Annotated in this window: 31 protein-coding genes; all 31 read right to left on the reverse strand. The window is 35.3% G+C overall.

Annotation, left to right across the window (positions count from 1 at the left end; translation table 11 throughout):
• Position 1: 1 nt before the first annotated feature.
• Positions 2 to 994: a DNA-directed RNA polymerase subunit alpha gene (locus tag AC0608_RS01615; protein ID WP_039110214.1), complete on the reverse strand. Its 993-nt coding sequence runs from the start codon at positions 992 to 994 to the stop codon at positions 2 to 4.
• Positions 995 to 1,015: 21 nt separating this feature from the next.
• Complete coding sequence (rpsD, locus tag AC0608_RS01620; protein WP_091173719.1) at positions 1,016 to 1,621, reverse strand: 30S ribosomal protein S4; 606 nt, start codon at positions 1,619 to 1,621, stop codon at positions 1,016 to 1,018.
• 91 nt (positions 1,622 to 1,712) lie between these two features.
• Complete coding sequence (gene rpsK / locus AC0608_RS01625; RefSeq protein ID WP_024981527.1) at positions 1,713 to 2,096, reverse strand: 30S ribosomal protein S11; 384 nt, start codon at positions 2,094 to 2,096, stop codon at positions 1,713 to 1,715.
• Between the two features lie 8 nt (positions 2,097 to 2,104).
• Complete coding sequence (gene rpsM, locus AC0608_RS01630; protein WP_417961092.1) at positions 2,105 to 2,479, reverse strand: 30S ribosomal protein S13; 375 nt, start codon at positions 2,477 to 2,479, stop codon at positions 2,105 to 2,107.
• Positions 2,480 to 2,481: 2 nt separating this feature from the next.
• Positions 2,482 to 2,598, reverse strand: a complete 117-nt coding sequence (ykgO, locus tag AC0608_RS01635; RefSeq protein ID WP_008992256.1) for a type B 50S ribosomal protein L36 — start codon at positions 2,596 to 2,598, stop codon at positions 2,482 to 2,484.
• Positions 2,599 to 2,610: 12 nt separating this feature from the next.
• A complete protein-coding gene (gene infA, locus AC0608_RS01640) occupies positions 2,611 to 2,826 on the reverse strand; it encodes a translation initiation factor IF-1 (RefSeq protein WP_011963449.1) in 216 nt (71 codons plus the stop codon).
• A 4-nt stretch (positions 2,827 to 2,830) separates the two neighbouring features.
• Positions 2,831 to 4,177: a preprotein translocase subunit SecY gene (gene secY, locus AC0608_RS01645; protein ID WP_099713440.1), complete on the reverse strand. Its 1,347-nt coding sequence runs from the start codon at positions 4,175 to 4,177 to the stop codon at positions 2,831 to 2,833.
• A 13-nt stretch (positions 4,178 to 4,190) separates the two neighbouring features.
• On the reverse strand, positions 4,191 to 4,643 hold the full coding sequence (rplO, locus tag AC0608_RS01650) for a 50S ribosomal protein L15 (protein ID WP_126451843.1): 453 nt from the start codon (positions 4,641 to 4,643) through the stop codon (positions 4,191 to 4,193).
• An 11-nt stretch (positions 4,644 to 4,654) separates the two neighbouring features.
• Complete coding sequence (gene rpmD / locus AC0608_RS01655) at positions 4,655 to 4,837, reverse strand: 50S ribosomal protein L30 (protein WP_027310825.1); 183 nt, start codon at positions 4,835 to 4,837, stop codon at positions 4,655 to 4,657.
• Between the two features lie 12 nt (positions 4,838 to 4,849).
• The gene (rpsE, locus tag AC0608_RS01660) at positions 4,850 to 5,377 is read right to left on the reverse strand and encodes a 30S ribosomal protein S5 (RefSeq protein WP_035668102.1); all 528 of its coding nucleotides are present in this window, start codon (positions 5,375 to 5,377) and stop codon (positions 4,850 to 4,852) included.
• 6 nt (positions 5,378 to 5,383) lie between these two features.
• The gene (gene rplR, locus AC0608_RS01665; protein ID WP_113636694.1) at positions 5,384 to 5,734 is read right to left on the reverse strand and encodes a 50S ribosomal protein L18; all 351 of its coding nucleotides are present in this window, start codon (positions 5,732 to 5,734) and stop codon (positions 5,384 to 5,386) included.
• A gap of 11 nt (positions 5,735 to 5,745) precedes the next feature.
• Positions 5,746 to 6,288, reverse strand: coding sequence for a 50S ribosomal protein L6 (gene rplF, locus AC0608_RS01670; RefSeq protein ID WP_417961095.1), 543 nt, complete (start codon positions 6,286 to 6,288; stop codon positions 5,746 to 5,748).
• Positions 6,289 to 6,305: 17 nt separating this feature from the next.
• Positions 6,306 to 6,704: a 30S ribosomal protein S8 gene (gene rpsH / locus AC0608_RS01675; protein ID WP_066081018.1), complete on the reverse strand. Its 399-nt coding sequence runs from the start codon at positions 6,702 to 6,704 to the stop codon at positions 6,306 to 6,308.
• Positions 6,705 to 6,827: 123 nt separating this feature from the next.
• Positions 6,828 to 7,097 (reverse strand): 30S ribosomal protein S14, encoded by a 270-nt coding sequence (gene rpsN, locus AC0608_RS01680; RefSeq protein ID WP_007136553.1) that lies wholly within the window; start codon positions 7,095 to 7,097, stop codon positions 6,828 to 6,830.
• Between the two features lie 3 nt (positions 7,098 to 7,100).
• Positions 7,101 to 7,652: a 50S ribosomal protein L5 gene (gene rplE, locus AC0608_RS01685; RefSeq protein ID WP_091173704.1), complete on the reverse strand. Its 552-nt coding sequence runs from the start codon at positions 7,650 to 7,652 to the stop codon at positions 7,101 to 7,103.
• 2 nt (positions 7,653 to 7,654) lie between these two features.
• The gene (gene rplX, locus AC0608_RS01690; RefSeq protein WP_035668111.1) at positions 7,655 to 7,969 is read right to left on the reverse strand and encodes a 50S ribosomal protein L24; all 315 of its coding nucleotides are present in this window, start codon (positions 7,967 to 7,969) and stop codon (positions 7,655 to 7,657) included.
• Between the two features lie 12 nt (positions 7,970 to 7,981).
• Positions 7,982 to 8,350, reverse strand: a complete 369-nt coding sequence (rplN, locus tag AC0608_RS01695) for a 50S ribosomal protein L14 (protein ID WP_026717863.1) — start codon at positions 8,348 to 8,350, stop codon at positions 7,982 to 7,984.
• A 2-nt stretch (positions 8,351 to 8,352) separates the two neighbouring features.
• Entirely contained in the window at positions 8,353 to 8,613 is a 261-nt protein-coding gene (gene rpsQ / locus AC0608_RS01700; RefSeq protein WP_066081027.1) for a 30S ribosomal protein S17, read from the reverse strand.
• Positions 8,614 to 8,621: 8 nt separating this feature from the next.
• Positions 8,622 to 8,813: a 50S ribosomal protein L29 gene (gene rpmC, locus AC0608_RS01705; protein WP_035668115.1), complete on the reverse strand. Its 192-nt coding sequence runs from the start codon at positions 8,811 to 8,813 to the stop codon at positions 8,622 to 8,624.
• A 13-nt stretch (positions 8,814 to 8,826) separates the two neighbouring features.
• Positions 8,827 to 9,252: a 50S ribosomal protein L16 gene (gene rplP, locus AC0608_RS01710; RefSeq protein WP_007803637.1), complete on the reverse strand. Its 426-nt coding sequence runs from the start codon at positions 9,250 to 9,252 to the stop codon at positions 8,827 to 8,829.
• Between the two features lie 19 nt (positions 9,253 to 9,271).
• Positions 9,272 to 10,030, reverse strand: a complete 759-nt coding sequence (gene rpsC, locus AC0608_RS01715) for a 30S ribosomal protein S3 (protein ID WP_131909655.1) — start codon at positions 10,028 to 10,030, stop codon at positions 9,272 to 9,274.
• 2 nt (positions 10,031 to 10,032) lie between these two features.
• Entirely contained in the window at positions 10,033 to 10,446 is a 414-nt protein-coding gene (rplV, locus tag AC0608_RS01720; RefSeq protein WP_478287924.1) for a 50S ribosomal protein L22, read from the reverse strand.
• 6 nt (positions 10,447 to 10,452) lie between these two features.
• On the reverse strand, positions 10,453 to 10,731 hold the full coding sequence (gene rpsS / locus AC0608_RS01725) for a 30S ribosomal protein S19 (RefSeq protein WP_007136562.1): 279 nt from the start codon (positions 10,729 to 10,731) through the stop codon (positions 10,453 to 10,455).
• Between the two features lie 6 nt (positions 10,732 to 10,737).
• Positions 10,738 to 11,562, reverse strand: a complete 825-nt coding sequence (rplB, locus tag AC0608_RS01730) for a 50S ribosomal protein L2 (RefSeq protein WP_059114053.1) — start codon at positions 11,560 to 11,562, stop codon at positions 10,738 to 10,740.
• A 6-nt stretch (positions 11,563 to 11,568) separates the two neighbouring features.
• The gene (rplW, locus tag AC0608_RS01735; RefSeq protein WP_073018945.1) at positions 11,569 to 11,859 is read right to left on the reverse strand and encodes a 50S ribosomal protein L23; all 291 of its coding nucleotides are present in this window, start codon (positions 11,857 to 11,859) and stop codon (positions 11,569 to 11,571) included.
• A gap of 6 nt (positions 11,860 to 11,865) precedes the next feature.
• Positions 11,866 to 12,495 (reverse strand): 50S ribosomal protein L4, encoded by a 630-nt coding sequence (gene rplD / locus AC0608_RS01740; protein ID WP_478287925.1) that lies wholly within the window; start codon positions 12,493 to 12,495, stop codon positions 11,866 to 11,868.
• The gene (gene rplC, locus AC0608_RS01745; protein WP_478287926.1) at positions 12,495 to 13,112 is read right to left on the reverse strand and encodes a 50S ribosomal protein L3; all 618 of its coding nucleotides are present in this window, start codon (positions 13,110 to 13,112) and stop codon (positions 12,495 to 12,497) included. Before rplC ends, rplD begins: the two co-directional genes overlap by 1 nt.
• Positions 13,113 to 13,266: 154 nt before the next feature.
• The gene (gene rpsJ, locus AC0608_RS01750; RefSeq protein WP_011963470.1) at positions 13,267 to 13,572 is read right to left on the reverse strand and encodes a 30S ribosomal protein S10; all 306 of its coding nucleotides are present in this window, start codon (positions 13,570 to 13,572) and stop codon (positions 13,267 to 13,269) included.
• Positions 13,573 to 13,583: 11 nt separating this feature from the next.
• Positions 13,584 to 15,740 carry an elongation factor G gene (gene fusA, locus AC0608_RS01755; RefSeq protein WP_417961100.1) on the reverse strand — a complete coding sequence of 719 codons (2,157 nt, stop codon included), beginning with the start codon at positions 15,738 to 15,740 and terminating at the stop codon, positions 13,584 to 13,586.
• A 10-nt stretch (positions 15,741 to 15,750) separates the two neighbouring features.
• Positions 15,751 to 16,227: a 30S ribosomal protein S7 gene (gene rpsG / locus AC0608_RS01760; RefSeq protein WP_035668130.1), complete on the reverse strand. Its 477-nt coding sequence runs from the start codon at positions 16,225 to 16,227 to the stop codon at positions 15,751 to 15,753.
• Positions 16,228 to 16,325: 98 nt separating this feature from the next.
• Positions 16,326 to 16,709 carry a 30S ribosomal protein S12 gene (gene rpsL / locus AC0608_RS01765; RefSeq protein WP_007136570.1) on the reverse strand — a complete coding sequence of 128 codons (384 nt, stop codon included), beginning with the start codon at positions 16,707 to 16,709 and terminating at the stop codon, positions 16,326 to 16,328.
• Between the last annotated feature and the right edge of the window lie 339 nt (positions 16,710 to 17,048).

The raw sequence follows: 17,048 nt of genomic DNA on the forward strand, positions 1-17,048 counted from the left end.
ATTATTCTTTATCTAGTTTGTATTTTGCTAAATCCATACCGAAGTTTAAATTTTTAACTGCAACAAGTTCATCAAGTTCAGTTAAAGATTTTTTACCAAAATTACGGAATTTCATTAGGTCATTTTTATTGAACGATACTAAATCACCAAGTGTATCAACTTCAGCCGCTTTCAAACAATTTAATGCTCTTACAGAAAGATCCATATCAACAAGCTTAGTTTTAAGCAATTGTCTCATATGCAATGACTCTTCGTCATAGGATTCCGTTTGTGCAATTTCGTCAGCCTCGAGTGTAATTCTTTCGTCAGAAAACAACATGAAATGGTGAATTAAAACTTTTGCAGCTTCAGTAAGGGCATCTTTTGGATTAATAGAACCATCTGTTTTTATTTCAAAAACTAATTTTTCATAATCTGTTTTTTGCTCAACACGGAAGTTTTCAATTGCATATTTTACATTTTTTACCGGAGTAAAAATGGAGTCTGTAAAAATAGTTCCAATTGCAGCATTCTGTTTTTTGTTCTCTTCAGCAGGAACATATCCTCTACCTTTTTCGATCGTTAAATCGAAATTAAGTTTGATCTTACTGTCTAAATTACAGATCACAAGTTCTGGATTCAAAACTTGGAAACCTGAAATAAATTTTTGAAAATCACCAGCTGTCAATTGATCTTTACCTGAAACAGAAATAGTAACTGATTCATTATCTATATCTTCAATTTGACGTTTGAAACGTACTTGTTTAAGATTAAGGATAATTTCGGTAACATCTTCAACAACTCCTGAAATAGTAGAAAACTCATGATCTACACCTTCAATGCGAACAGATGTAATTGCATAACCTTCTAATGCTGAAAGCAAAACTCTTCTAAGTGCATTACCAACGGTCAATCCGTATCCTGGTTCTAAAGGTCTAAATTCAAATTTACCTTCAAAATCGGTTGAATCGATCATGATAACTTTATCGGGCTTCTGAAAATTAAATATTGCCATAAATTTCGACTAAGTCAATTATTATTTGTTGTACAACTCTACGATTAATTGTTCTTTGATGTTTTCTGGGATCTGAAGTCTTGCTGGTACAGAAACGAAAGTACCTTCTTTGATATCATTATTCCAAGTAATCCATTCATAAACATGACTTGAATTAGATAAAGAACGTTCGATAGCTTCTAATGACTTAGATTTTTCACGAACAGCAACTTTATCACCAGGTTTAAGGTGGTAAGAAGCAATATTTACAACATCACCATTAACGGTTACGTGTCTGTGAGAAACAAGTTGTCTAGCACCTCTTCTAGAAGGAGCAATACCCATTCTAAAAACAACGTTATCTAATCTTGCCTCACACAATTGTAAAAGAACTTCACCAGTTACACCTTTAGTAGCTGATGCTTTTTTGAATAAACCTCTGAATTGTTTTTCTAAAATTCCATAAGAATATTTAGCTTTCTGCTTTTCCATTAACTGGATTGCATATTCAGATTTTTTACCTCTTTTTTTAGCCATCCCGTGTTGTCCAGGTGGGTAATTTCTTTTTTCGAAAGATTTATCATCTCCGAAGATTGCTTCGCCAAATTTACGAGCAATTCTAGTTTTTGGACCAGTATATCTTGCCATTTCTAAAAATTAAATTTAAGGTAGAGATTATGAATTCAGGTCATATCCTTCGATAATCGTATATTCTACCTAGTTATACTTAAATATATAATTAAACTCTACGTCTTTTTGGAGGACGACACCCATTGTGAGGCATTGGAGTAACATCGATAATCTCAGTCACTTCAATTCCACCGTTATGTAACGAACGGATAGCAGACTCACGTCCGTTTCCTGGTCCTTTTACATAAACCTTTACTTTTTTAAGTCCAGCTTCAAGAGCTACTTTACTACAATCTTCTGCTGCCATTTGGGCTGCGTATGGAGTATTCTTTTTAGAACCTCTAAAACCCATTTTACCAGCTGAAGACCAAGAAATAACTTCACCTTTTTTGTTTGTCAAAGAAATGATGATATTGTTAAAAGTAGCAGAAATATGAGCTTCTCCCGTTGATTCAACGATAACTTTACGTTTTTTTGCAGTTGCTTTAGCCATATTACTTATTATTTAGTTGCTTTTTTCTTGTTGGCAACAGTTTTTCTCTTACCTTTTCTTGTTCTAGAGTTGTTTTTAGTTCTTTGTCCTCTTAACGGAAGACCAGTTCTATGACGGATACCTCTATAACATCCAATATCCATTAAACGTTTGATGTTTAAAGAAACTTCAGAACGTAATTCTCCTTCAATTTTGAAAGTTGATACCGCTTCACGAATTGCTCCGATCTCGTCATCATTCCAGTCTTGAACTTTTTTATCTTGGCTAACTTGAGCTTTTTCTAAAATCTCAATAGCTCTACTGCTTCCTAATCCGAAGATGTAGGTAAGTGCTATAACACCTCTCTTATTTTTTGGGATATCTACCCCTGCTATTCTTGCCATAATTATCCTTGTCTTTGTTTAAATCTAGGATTCTTTTTGTTTATTACGTACAATCTCCCTTTTCTTCGTACAATTTTGCACTCGGGACTTCTCTTTTTTACTGAAGCTCTAACTTTCATTTTGAATATCCTTTAATATCTATAAGTAATTCTTGCTTTTGACAAATCGTAAGGGCTCATTTCTAGTTTCACTTTATCACCAGGTAATAATTTGATGTAATGCATACGCATTTTTCCAGAGATATGTGCTATTACAATATGTCCATTTTCTAACTCTACACGGAACATGGCATTTGATAATGCTTCAATAATTGCTCCGTCTTGTTCTATTGCTGATTGTTTTGCCATAAAGTTAAGCTACTGCTTTTCTATTTTTACCACTTTTCATTAAACCATCATAATGCTTATTCAACAAATATGAATTGATTTGCTGCATGGTATCTATAGCAACTCCAACCATAATTATCAATGAAGTACCTCCAAAAAACATCGCCCAAGATTGCTGAACATCCATAAGACTCACAACAATTGCTGGGAACACAGCTATCAAAGCAAGAAATAAAGATCCTGGAAAAGTTATTAAAGACATCACTTTATCAAGATAATCAGAAGTTTCAACTCCCGGTCTAATACCTGGAATAAAACCGCCACTTCTCTTTAAATCATCGGACATTTTGTTAGTAGGTACTGTGATTGCTGTGTAAAAGAATGTAAATACAATTATTAAAGTTGCAAATACAAAATTATACCAAAACCCAAACATGTTACTAAAAGCGCCAACAATAGATTGTGATGCATCTGATTTAGACAAACCCGCTAGGGCTGCCGGAATAAACATAATTGCTTGCGCAAAAATTATTGGCATAACCCCAGAAGCATTAAGCTTCAAAGGTATCCATTGTCTGTTTCCACCCAACATGTCTTGTTCAAAATCACCTGATGTAGTACGACGAGCATATTGAACAGGTATTTTTCTGATCGCCATTACCAATAATACACAACAAATAATAACTAACAACCAAATGATGATTTCAATAACTAACAACATCGGTCCACCATTATTATTGGTAACTCTTGTTGTAAATTCTTGAATAAAGGCTTGAGGTAATCTAGCCAAAATTCCAACCATAATTAACAAAGAAATACCATTTCCAATTCCTTTATCAGTAATTTTTTCTCCTAACCACATGGCAAAAATTGTACCCGTAACTAAAATGACAACTGAAGAGAATAAGAATTCAAATGAATTGAATCCCAATAAAAATGCATTACTAGGTAATGTTCTATATAAATTATAGATGTAAGTTGGACCTTGAACTAAAGTAATCCCAATTGTCAACCAACGCGTAATTTGATTAATCTTTTTTCTACCGCTTTCTCCATCACTTTGTAGTTTTTGCAAATAAGGAATCGCTATTCCCATTAACTGAACCACAATAGAAGCAGAAATATAAGGCATAATTCCTAAAGCGAAAACTGACGCTTGAGAAAATGCACCTCCAGTAAACATGTCAAGAATTGAACCAATTCCTTCTTTAGTTTGCCCAGCTAAATTACCTAACTGAGTAGCATCAATACCTGGAAGGGTTACTTGAGCCCCAAAACGATAAACTAAAAGTAAACCCAATGTGATAAGGATTCTATTTTTCAGTTCCTCGATTTTCCAGACATTACTTATTGATTCAATAAATTTCTTCATATTAATTGAAAAATTACATTGTTACAGCTTCTCCACCAGCAGCTTCAATAGCAGCTTTTGCAGTAGCAGTAAATTTGTGAGCGGTTACTTTTAATTTTGCTGTCAATTCACCTCTACCTAAAATCTTAACGATTTCATTTTTAGTAGCCAAACGATTAGCAACATAAACTGTCATATCAACAGTATCTTTAATAACACCATTATCAACTAAAAGTTGAAGTGTATCAAGATTTACACCTTCGTAATCTTTACGATTGATGTTTGTAAAACCAAACTTAGGTACACGTCTTTGAAGTGGCATTTGACCTCCTTCAAAACCAATCTTTTTAGAATAACCAGAACGAGATTTTGCTCCTTTGTGACCTCTTGCAGAAGTACCACCTTTTCCAGAACCTTCTCCTCTACCTAATCTTTTATTTTGATTGTGTGTAGCACCTTCAGCAGGTTGTAAGTTACTTAAATTCATAACAGTATTTGTTATTTAGCTTCTTCAACAGAAACTAAGTGTTTAACTTTATTTATCATCCCAAGGATTGTAGGGTTTGAATCATGCTCTACAACTTGTCCCATTTTACGTAGACCTAAAGCTTCTAATCCTCTCTTTTGAGTAAGAGGACAGTTGATTTTGCTTCTAACTTGTTTTACTAATAATTTAGCCATAATTTCCTTGAATTAACCTTTAAAAACTTTTTCTAAAGAAACGCCTCTTTGTTTTGCAACAGTATAAGCACTTCTCATTTGTAATAAAGCATCAAAAGTCGCTTTTACTACGTTGTGAGGATTTGAAGATCCTTGCGATTTAGATAATACATCATGAATTCCTACTGATTCAAGAACCGAACGAACCGCTCCACCAGCAATAACTCCTGTACCATGTGAGGCAGGAATTAAGAAAACACGTGCACCACCAAATTTACCTTTTTGTTCGTGAGGAACTGACTGACCATTCAAAGGAATTTTAACTAAATTTTTCTTAGCATCTTCTACTGCTTTCGCAATTGCTTCAGAAACATCTTTAGATTTTCCTAATCCGTGTCCAACCACTCCATTTTCATCACCTACAACTACAATAGCAGAAAAACCAAAAGCTCTACCACCCTTTGTAACCTTAGTAACACGATTTACACTTACCAAACGATCTTTTAATTCAAGACCACTTGGTTTTACTAACTCTACATTCTTGTATTTACTATTAGACATACTATATTAGAATTTAAGTCCAGCCGCTCTTGCGCCTTCCGCTAATGATTTAATACGCCCGTGATATAAATAACCTCCTCTATCGAAAGTTACTACGTCTATCCCAGCTTTTAAAGCTTTCTCAGCAACTAGTTTTCCAACTGCTGTAGCAACTTCAATGTTCGTACCGTTACCTATTTCTTTTTCTCTTGAAGAAGCCGCCAATATAGTAACTCCGTTTACGTCATCAATAAGTTGTGCGTAAATTTCTTTGTTACTTCTAAATACAGATAGTCTTGGATTAGTAGCAGTACCACTAATTGTTTTTCTAATTCTGAATCTAATTCGTTGTCTTCTTTCAGGTTTTGTTAATGACATAATCTTATTTTTTAAGCTGATTTACCTGCTTTTCTTCTTAATACTTCCCCTACAAATTTAACACCTTTTCCTTTATACGGCTCAGGCTTACGGAAACCTCTGATTTTCGCAGCTACTTGCCCTAAAAGTTGTTTGTCAAATGATGTTAATTTCACGATAGGGTTTTTACCTTTTTCAGATATTGTTTCCAAGGTTACTTCTGGAGCAACTTCTAAAACGATATTGTGAGAATAACCAAGTGCTAAATCTAATTTTTGTCCTTGATTTGAAGCTCTGTAACCAACTCCTACCAATTCTAATGACTTAGTAAAACCTACTGTTACACCGATAATCATGTTATTGATTAAAGATCGGTATAAACCGTGTTTTGCTCTTTGATCTTTATGATCAGACGATCTGTCTACTTGAACTTGACCATCTTCAACTGTAACAGTAACGTCCGAAAACTCCTGAGTTAGTTGACCATTCTTTCCTTTCACTGTAATAATACCATTTGCAACTTCAACAGTTACACCAGCAGGGATTACAACCGGATTTTTACCTATTCTTGACATCTTATATCGTCTTTAAATTAGTATACGTAACAAATTACTTCACCACCAACATTTAACTGTTTGGCTTTCTTTCCTGTCATCAAACCTTTTGATGTAGAAACAATAGCAATCCCTAATCCGTTAAGGATTCTAGGAATAGTTGAAGAACTTGAATATTTACGTAAACCTGGTTTACTAATTCTTTGGATATCTTTAATTACTGACTCTTTAGTATCTTTATCATACTTCAAAGCGATTTTGATTGAACCCTGAACAGCGTTGTCTTCAAATTTGTAACTCAAGATATAACCTTGATCAAATAAGATCTTAGTTATTTCTTTTTTTAGATTAGAGGCAGGAATTTCAACAACTTTGTGGTTTGCAGCCACAGCGTTACGAACTCTTGTCAAGTAATCTGCAATAGGATCTGTATACATGTGTATTAATTTGCGGTTTTGGTTTTCAACAAACTATTTGCCGAACCTGAAACCAATTTATAAATGTTTATGATACAGACAAAACGTAAGTTAAGTCTGTATCAGGACGCAATAAATTACGTCTTACCAGGATGCTTTTTTAACACCAGGTATCAATCCGTTATTTGCCATTTCACGAAATGTAACACGTGAAAGACCGAATTGACGCATATACCCTCTTGGTCTACCTGTTAATTTACAACGATTGTGCAAACGAACTGGCGAAGCATTTTTTGGTAACTTTTGCAAACCTACGAAATCTCCAGCTTCTAACAAAGCTTTTCTTTTCTCAGCATACTTAGCTACTGTTTTTTCTCTCTTAACCTCGCGGGCTTTCATTGATTCTTTAGCCATGTCTTAATTCTTTTTAAAAGGTAATCCTAATTCTGTCAATAGAGACTTTGCTTCTTTATCCGTTTTTGCACTAGTTACAAAAGAGATATCCATTCCTGAAATTTTGTTTACTTTATCAATATCAATTTCTGGGAAAATGATTTGTTCCAAAACTCCAAGGTTATAATTTCCTCTTCCATCAAACCCAGTAGCTTTAATACCACTGAAGTCTCTCACACGTGGCAAAGCTGAAGTAATAAGTCTATCTAAAAACTCATACATTCTTTCTCCACGCAAAGTAACTTTTGCTCCAATCGGCATCCCTTTTCTCAATTTGAATGACGCAACGTCTTTCTTTGAAATTGTAGATACTGCTTTCTGTCCAGTGATCTTTGTCAACTCATCAACCGCATAGTCAATTAGTTTTTTATCAGATACAGCTGCACCAACTCCTTTACTTAAAACGATTTTTTCCAATTTTGGAACTTGCATTACGTTTACGTATCCGAATTCCTCTTTAAGAGCAGCAATTACTCTGCTCTTATATTCTTCTTTTAGTCTAGGTATATACGCCATTACTATAGTACTTGATTAGATTTTTTTGAAAATCTTACTTTCTTATCTCCTTCTACTCTAATACCTACTCTAGTTGTTTCCTTAGTTTTAGGATCAATTAAAGAAATATTAGATATTTGTATAGAAGCTTCTTTCTTTACGATACCACCTTGAGGGCTTTTTGCACTAGGTTTCGTGTGTTTCGATACCATGTTTACACCTTCAACAATCGCTTTGTTTTTCTCACGGTAAACACGTAAAACTTTACCTTCAGCACCTTTATGGTCTCCAGCAATTACTCTTACAATGTCACCTGATTTTATTTTTAGCTTTATCATCTTAAAAACGAATTAAAGCACTTCTGGTGCTAATGATACAATTTTCATGAATTGTTTTTCACGAAGTTCTCTTGCTACCGGACCAAAAACACGAGTTCCTCTCATTTCACCAGCAGCATTCAATAACACGCATGCGTTGTCATCAAATCTAATGTATGAACCATCGGCTCTTCTCACTTCTTTTTTGGTACGTACAACAACTGCAGTTGAAACAGCTCCCTTTTTAACGCTTCCGTTAGGAGCAGTATCTTTGATAGAAACTACAATCTTGTCACCAACAGAGGCATACCTTCTTTTGGTACCTCCTAAAACACGGATCGTTAAAACTTCCTTTGCTCCAGTGTTATCTGCTACTTTTAGTCTTGATTCTTGTTGTACCATAATTATTTAGCTCTTTCTAAGATTTCAACTAACCTCCAACATTTTGTTTTACTTAAAGGACGCGTTTCGCTAATCCTTACTGTATCTCCAATATTGCAGTCGTTCATTTCGTCGTGTGCGTGATACTTTTTAGTCTTCAACACGAACTTACCGTATAATGGGTGTTTAACTTTACGCACTTCTGCAACAACAATAGATTTATCCATTTTGTCTGAAGTAACAACACCAACTCTTTCTTTTCTTAAATTTCTTTTTTCTTCCATCTTTAGAATTATTGTAATTCTCTTTTAGTAAGTTCTGTAGCTAACCTCGCAACTGTTCTTCTTACACTTCTAATCTGAAGTGGGTTCTCAATTGGAGAAATAGCGTGAGCCATTTTTAAGTCGGCATATGCCTTCTTAGTCTGACTAAGTTTTTCTTGCAACTCCGCTGCAGAAAGATCTTTTATTTCTGATTGTTTCATAATATATTATTAATTATGCTTCGAAATCTCTAGCAACGACGAATTTAGTTTTTACCGGAAGCTTTTGAGCCGCAAGACGTAACGCCTCTTTTGCAACTGACAAAGGTACTCCTCCAACTTCAAACATAATTCTTCCGGGTTTAACAACGGCAGCCCAATACTCAACTGCACCTTTACCTTTACCCATACGTACCTCAAGAGGTTTCTTTGTGATAGGTTTGTCTGGAAATATTTTGATCCATAATTGTCCTTCTCTTTTCATAAAACGAGTTGCAGCGATACGCGCAGCTTCGATTTGACGAGAGGTTAAGAACATTCCATCTTCATGTACAGATTTAATACCAAACATTCCATTAGAAAGTTCATGTCCTCTTTGAGAATTCCCTTTCATTTTACCTTTTTGTACCTTACGGTATTTTGTTCTTTTAGGCTGTAACATTTTTCTTTAGTTTAAAAATTTACTTTCGTTTACGAGCGTCTGGTTTACCACCTTTATTAAAAGGTTTTCTATCTCCTCTTGGAGAATCACCACCTTTACCACCAGCACCAGATTGTTTTTTGTCCATTCCAGCAAGCGGAGAAAGATCTCTCTTTCCATAAACTTCACCTTTCATGATCCACACTTTGATTCCCATTCTACCATAAGTAGTATGCGCTTCAGCAAGTGCGTAATCAATGTCAGCTCTGAAAGTTGATAGAGGAATTCTACCTTCTTTGAAACCTTCTGAACGAGCCATCTCAGCACCATTCAAACGACCAGAAATCAAAACTTTGATACCTTCAGCGTTCATACGCATAGAAGCAGCAATAGCCATTTTGATTGCACGTCTGTAAGAAATTCTGCTTTCGATTTGACGACAGATGCTTGTAGCAACTAGATACGCGTCAAGTTCAGGTCTTTTTATTTCAAAGATGTTGATTTGAACCTCTTTGTCAGTAATTTTCTTAAGTTCTTCTTTCAACTTGTCTACCTCTTGTCCGCCTTTTCCGATAATGATACCAGGTCTAGCAGTAGTGATAGTAACGGTTACAAGTTTCAAAGTTCTCTCGATGATTACTTTTGATACACTAGCTTTTGATAAACGAGCATGGATATACTTTCTGATTTTAAAATCTTCGGCAAGTTTATCACCGTAATCATTTCCACCATACCAGTTTGAGTCCCATCCTCTGATGATACCAAGTCTATTTCCAATTGGATTTGTCTTTTGTCCCATGCTTAAGAATTGCTTTGTGTGTTATTAATAGATCCAAGCACGATTGTTACGTGATTAGAACGTTTTCTAATTCTGTGCGCACGACCTTGTGGAGCTGGACGAAGTCTTTTCAACATCATTCCACCATCTACTGTAATCGTTTTAACAAATAAACCTGCTTCTTCCATATTAGCGTCAGGGTTTTTTGCTTGCCAGTTGGCAATTACAGATAAAACCAATTTTTCTAATTTTCTTGAAGCTTCTTTAGAACTAAATCTTAAGATGTTAAGTGCTCTTTCTACCTTCTGACCTCTTACTAGATCTGCTACTAAGCGCATTTTTCTAGGTGAAGTAGGGCAGTTATTTAACTTTGCAAAAGCCAATGACTTGTTAGCCTCTTTTCTTGCATCTGCTGTTTCTCTTTTACGAACTCCCATTGCTTCTTATTTTTTACCTTTATTTTTTGCTCCAGCATGACCTCTAAAAGATCTCGTTGGTGAAAATTCTCCTAATTTGTGACCTACCATGTTTTCTGTTACGTAAACTGGTACAAATTGACGACCGTTATGAACTGCGATAGTTTGTCCAACAAAGTCTGGAGTAATCATAGAAGCTCTAGACCAAGTCTTTACCACTCCTTTATTTCCACCTGCAATGTTTTCTTGAACTTTCTTGTCTAACTTATAATGAACGAAAGGTCCTTTTTTTAATGAACGTGCCATATCTTATTATTTCTTTCTACGTTCTACGATATACTTGTTACTCGGGTTTTTCTTAGAACGAGTTCTATAACCTTTAGCTGGTATTCCATTTCTTGAACGTGGATGTCCACCAGAAGAACGTCCTTCACCACCACCCATTGGGTGATCGACAGGGTTCATTGCAACAGGTCTTGTTCTAGGTCTTCTTCCTAACCATCTAGTTCTACCAGCTTTTCCTGATACAACTAATTGGTGATCTGAATTAGAAACCGCTCCAATTGTAGCCGAACAAGTCAACAAGATCAATCTTGTTTCACCAGAAGGCATTTTAATTGTAGCATATTTTCCATCTCTTGCCATTAACTGAGCAAATGTTCCAGCAGAACGAGCAATTACAGCCCCTTGTCCTGGTCTCAATTCGATACAAGAAATAACAGTTCCTAATGGAATTCTACTTAAAGGTAAAGTATTACCAATTTCAGGCTGAGATTCTGGACCAGAAACAAGTTTCTGACCTACTTTCAATCCGTTTTGAGCAATAACATACGTTTTCTCTCCATCAGCATACGCTAACAAAGCGATAAAAGCAGTACGATTTGGATCATATTCGATTGATTTCACTGTAGCTGGAATTCCTTCTTTTGTACGTTTGAAATCAATAATACGATATCTCTGCTTGTGACCACCACCCGTATAACGCATGGTCATCTTTCCTTGACTATTTCTACCACCAGAGTTTTTTATCGGCGCTATCAAAGAGCGTTCCGGCTTATCAGTTGTAATGGCGTCATAACCATTCACAACTCTAAATCGCTGACCTGGGGTAATAGGTTTTAATTTTCTTACTGACATTTTATCTTAGATATTGTTGTAAAAATCAATTGTTTGTCCTTCTTGTACTTGAACAATTGCCTTTTTAATTGCATTCGTCTTTCCACTGATTAAACCACTTTTAGTGTATTTTGTAGTTCTGTCTGGCCTTACGTTCATCGTGTTAACACTCAAAATAGTCACTCCATAAGCAGCTTCAATAGCTTTCTTAATTTGTACTTTATTTGCTTTTTTGTCAACAACGAATCCGAAGCGGTTTAAAACTTCACTTTCTTTGGTTACTTTTTCTGTTACTATAGGCTTAATTATGATGCTCATATCCTATTATTTACTTAAATTTTCTTCAATTATCTCTAAAGAACTCTCTAAAAGCACTAAGTTATTAGCGTTTAATATAGCGTAAGTGCTTAATTCTAAGCTACTTACCACACTAGAGCCTTTTAAATTGCGTGACGACAAATATACATTTTTATTTACATCACCCAACACAAACAGGGATTTTTTATTTTCTAACTCTAAAGCTTTCAAAACATTAATGAAATTTTTAGTGTTTGGTGTTTCAAAATTAAAATCTTCAAGAACGATAATATTCGCTTCTTTAGCTTTTATTGAGAAAGCAGATTTTCTTGCCAAACGTTTCAAGCTTTTATTCAATTTGAATGAATAACTTCTTGGTCTTGGTCCAAAAACTGTTCCACCACCTTTAAACAATGGATTCTTTGCACTACCCGCACGAGCAGTACCAGTTCCTTTTTGTTTTTTAATCTTACGTGTACTTCCCGCTACTTCAGCTCTTTCTTTAGCTTTGTGCGTTCCTTGTCTTTGATTAGCAAGATATTGCTTAACATCAAGGTATACTGCGTGATTGTTTGGTTCTATACCAAATACTGAATCAGAAAGTTGAACTTTTCTTCCAGTATCTTTTCCGTTGAAATCTAATACTTTTGCTTCCATTACTTCTGAATGATTACATAAGAGTTGTTACATCCAGGAATACACCCTTTAATAACAAGTAGGTTCTTTTCAGCTACTACTTTTAAAACTCTAAGGTTTTGAACTTTTACATTGTCTCCTCCCATACGTCCAGCCATACGCATTCCTTTGAATACTCTAGATGGATAAGATGAAGCTCCTACAGAACCCGGCGCTCTTAAACGGTTGTGTTGACCGTGAGTTGCTTGACCAACACCACCAAAACCGTGACGTTTAACAACCCCTTGAAAACCTTTACCTTTAGATACACCTTGTACATCTACAAATTCTCCTTCAGAAAAAATAGAAACATCAATAAGATCTCCTAATTTTTGCTCTGTTGCGAAATCTTGGAATTCAACGACTTTTTTCTTAGCTACAGTTCCCGCTTTTTTAAAGTGACCTAAAGCCGCTTTTGTGGAATGTTTCTCGTTTTTGTCATCGAAACCAAGTTGCAACGCTTCGTACCCGTCAACACCTTTGGTTCTGACTTGGGTAACAACACATGGTCCAGCTTCGATTACTGTACAAGGAATATTCTTCCCGTTCTCGTCGAAAATGCTAGTCATGCCGATTTTTTTACCAATTAACCCAGACATAATTATTAATTATTAATTATTAAATATAAATATAGAACGCAGCTTTTAACCGAATCCTATTTTTTTAGTGGGTGCAAATGTATAACTTATTTACACACAAACCAAAAAAATAATTTTCGATTAAAAACAGCGTCCTTTTTTACTCTTAAACTACTTAAACTTTGATTTCAACTTCAACTCCACTTGGTAATTCAAGTTTCATTAATGCATCAATAGTTTTAGATGAAGATGAATAAATGTCAATTAATCTCTTGTATGACATTACTTCAAATTGCTCTCTCGCTTTTTTGTTAACGTGTGGAGAACGCAGTACAGTGAAAAGTTTTTTGTGAGTTGGTAATGGAATTGGTCCTGTTACTACCGCACCGGTACTTTTTACAGTTTTTACAATCTTCTCAGCAGACTTGTCTACCAACATGTGATCGTAAGATTTTAATTTTATTCTGATTTTTTGACTCATTTTCTTAAAGATTAAGCGTTTCCTTTTGCTTTTTTGATAACTGCTTCCGAAATATTCGAAGGAGTTTCAGCGTAATGTGAAAATTCCATTGTTGATGTTGCACGACCTGAAGACAAAGTTCTCAAAGTAGTAACATAACCAAACATTTCTGATAATGGCACATCTGCTTTGATAGTTTTAGCACCATTTCTATCACCCATGTCATTAACCTGACCTCTACGACGGTTGATATCACCTACGATATCTCCCATGTTTTCTTCTGGTGTAATAACTTCCATTTTCATGATAGGTTCAAGAATAACAGCACCTGCAGCACGACCTGACTCTCTGTAACCCATTCTTGCAGCTAACTCAAAAGAAAGCGCATCTGAATCGACAGGGTGAAAAGATCCGTCTAATAAAGTTACTTTCAAACTATCTACTTGGTATCCTGCTAAAGGACCTGTTTTCATAGCTTCTCTGAAACCTTTTTCAACTGAAGGGATATATTCTTTAGGAACGTTACCTCCTTTTACTGCATTAATAAACTGCAATCCAACCGGAGCTTTACCGTCAACTAAATCCGCTGGTTCGATTCTAAATACGATATCACCGAATTTACCACGACCACCTGATTGTTTTTTGTACGTTTCTCTGTGTTGTGCAGATTTAGTAAATGCTTCTTTATATTCAACTTGAGGCTCCCCTTGGTTCACTTCAACTTTAAATTCACGTTTCATTCTATCAACAAGGATATCTAAGTGAAGCTCACCCATACCTGATATAATAGTTTGACCTGACGCCTCATCTGTTCTAACAGTAAATGTTGGATCTTCTTCTGCTAATTTAGCCAAAGCCATACCCATTTTATCTACATCTGCTTTAGTTTTAGGCTCAATTGCAATACCAATAACCGGAGCTGGAAATTTCATACTTTCTAAGATAATTGGGTGTTTTTCATCACACAATGTATCTCCAGTTTTAATATCTTTAAATCCAACAGCCGCTCCAATATCACCTGCCTCGATATAATCGATTGGGTTTTGCTTGTTTGCATGCATTTGGTAGATACGAGAAATTCTTTCTTTGTTTCCTGAACGTGTGTTCAATACATAAGAACCTGCATCTAAACGTCCTGAATAAGCACGGAAGAAAGCTAAACGACCTACGAATGGGTCAGTAGCGATTTTAAATGCCAAAGCAGCGAATGGCTCTTTAACATCTGGCTTACGCAAAATTTTAGTTTGATCCTCCTCTAATAAATCAGCATCATCAGGATGAATCCCTTCGATACCTTCTTTATCCATTGGAGATGGCAAATATTTACATACTGCATCTAACATGAATTGAACTCCCTTGTTTTTGAAAGAAGAACCAGCAATCATCGGAATGATAGCCATATCCATAGTAGCAGCTCTTAATGCAATGTTGATTTCTTCCTCTGTAATAGAGTCTTCATCTTCCATGAATTTTTCCAACAAAGTCTCATCATAATCAGCTACTGCTTCAATAAGAATTGACCTGTATTCTTTCACTTCCGCAATCATATCCTCAGGAATAGGCACGATGTCATATGTAGCACCAAGTCCTTCTTCATGCCATACAATAGCTTGATTTTTTACTAAATCAACTACACCTTTGAAGTCGTTTTCTTCACCAATTGGCAAAGTAATAGCAACCGCATTAGATTTCAACATATCTCTAACTTGCTGACAAACCATCAAAAAGTTAGAACCTTGACGGTCCATTTTGTTAACAAAACCGATACGTGGCACTCTATATTGATCCGCTAGTCTCCAGTTCGTTTCTGATTGCGGCTCAACACCATCAACAGCACTAAACAAGAAAACCAACCCATCAAGTACACGTAAAGAACGATTTACTTCAACAGTAAAGTCAACGTGTCCTGGGGTGTCAATAATATTAAAGTGATACGGTAATGTATCCGGTAAAACCTTACCTTGCTCAGTTGGGAAATTCCATTCACAAGTTGTAGCTGCAGACGTAATTGTAATACCTCTTTCTTGCTCTTGTGCCATCCAGTCCATAGTTGCAGCACCATCATGTACTTCACCTATCTTATGTGACTTTCCAGTATAGAATAATATACGCTCCGTTGTTGTTGTTTTACCAGCATCAATGTGAGCAGCAATTCCTATGTTTCTTGTATATTTTAAATCTCTAGCCATTTCTTATGAATTAAAATCTAAAGTGAGAGAATGCTTTATTAGCTTCTGCCATTTTGTGAGTATCCATTCTCTTTTTAACAGCAGCACCTTCTTCTTTAGCCGCAGCTAAACATTCTGACGCTAACCTTTGAGCCATAGACTTTTCATTTCTTCTTCTAGAATAAAGTATCAACCACTTCATTGCCATAGAGATCTTTCTGTCTGGACGAATTTGCATTGGAATTTGAAACGTCGCTCCACCTACTCTACGACTACGTACTTCTACGTGAGGCATAACGTTAGTTAAAGCATCTTTCCAAATTTCTAATGACGGCTTCTCTGCATCTTGTTTTTTAGACTCAATGATGTCAATTGCATCATAAAATACTTTAAACGCTGTCGATTTTTTTCCATCCCACATTAAGTTGTTCACAAAACGTGTTACCAGTTGGTCATTAAACCTTGGATCTGGTAAAAGTGGTCTTTTCTTTGCCGCTCTTTTTCTCATGTCTTTTTTTTTAAAAAAGTCTTACTACCAAAAAATCATAAAGTTATAATGCGCAAAAACACATTCAACTTTCGATTTTTGACTATTGGACTAATTAATTACTTTTTTGCTTCTTTTGGGCGTTTAGCTCCGTACTTAGATCTTCTTTGCGTTCTTCCTGCTACTCCTGACGTATCAAGTGCACCACGAACGATGTGATATCTAACTCCTGGTAAATCTTTTACCCTTCCACCCCTAACTAATACTATCGAGTGCTCTTGTAAATTGTGTCCTTCACCAGGGATGTAAGCATTCACTTCATTACCATTTGTCAAACGTACACGCGCTACTTTACGCATTGCAGAGTTTGGTTTTTTTGGTGTTGTAGTGTAAACACGCGTACAAACCCCTCTTCTTTGAGGACAAGAATCTAAAGCAACCGATTTACTCTTCTTAGTTATCTGAGTTCTTCCTGTTCTTACTAATTGTTGAATTGTTGGCATAATTAATACTAAAAATTTCTTATTATATTAAATTCCCGCTTTTTACGGGGTTGCAAATGTAGAAAATATTTTTTACTCTACAAACGTTAATCTATTAATTTTCAATAAGATTATTTTATCATTTAATTTTTATTCAAAACGATAGATATTTGCGTTACATTTATTAAAAAATTTACCTTTTTGAAATCTTCTCTTATTTTAATATTGTTTTTATTTTTTTGCCTTACTTGTTCTGCGCAAAATTTCAAGTTATTACTAACTGGAAGTAGTACAATAGAAACAAAAACGATAGATTCTCTAAAATACAATACCGAACACAAAAACACAAAATCAATTACC

The organism is Flavobacterium sp. GNP008, assembly GCF_056428965.1.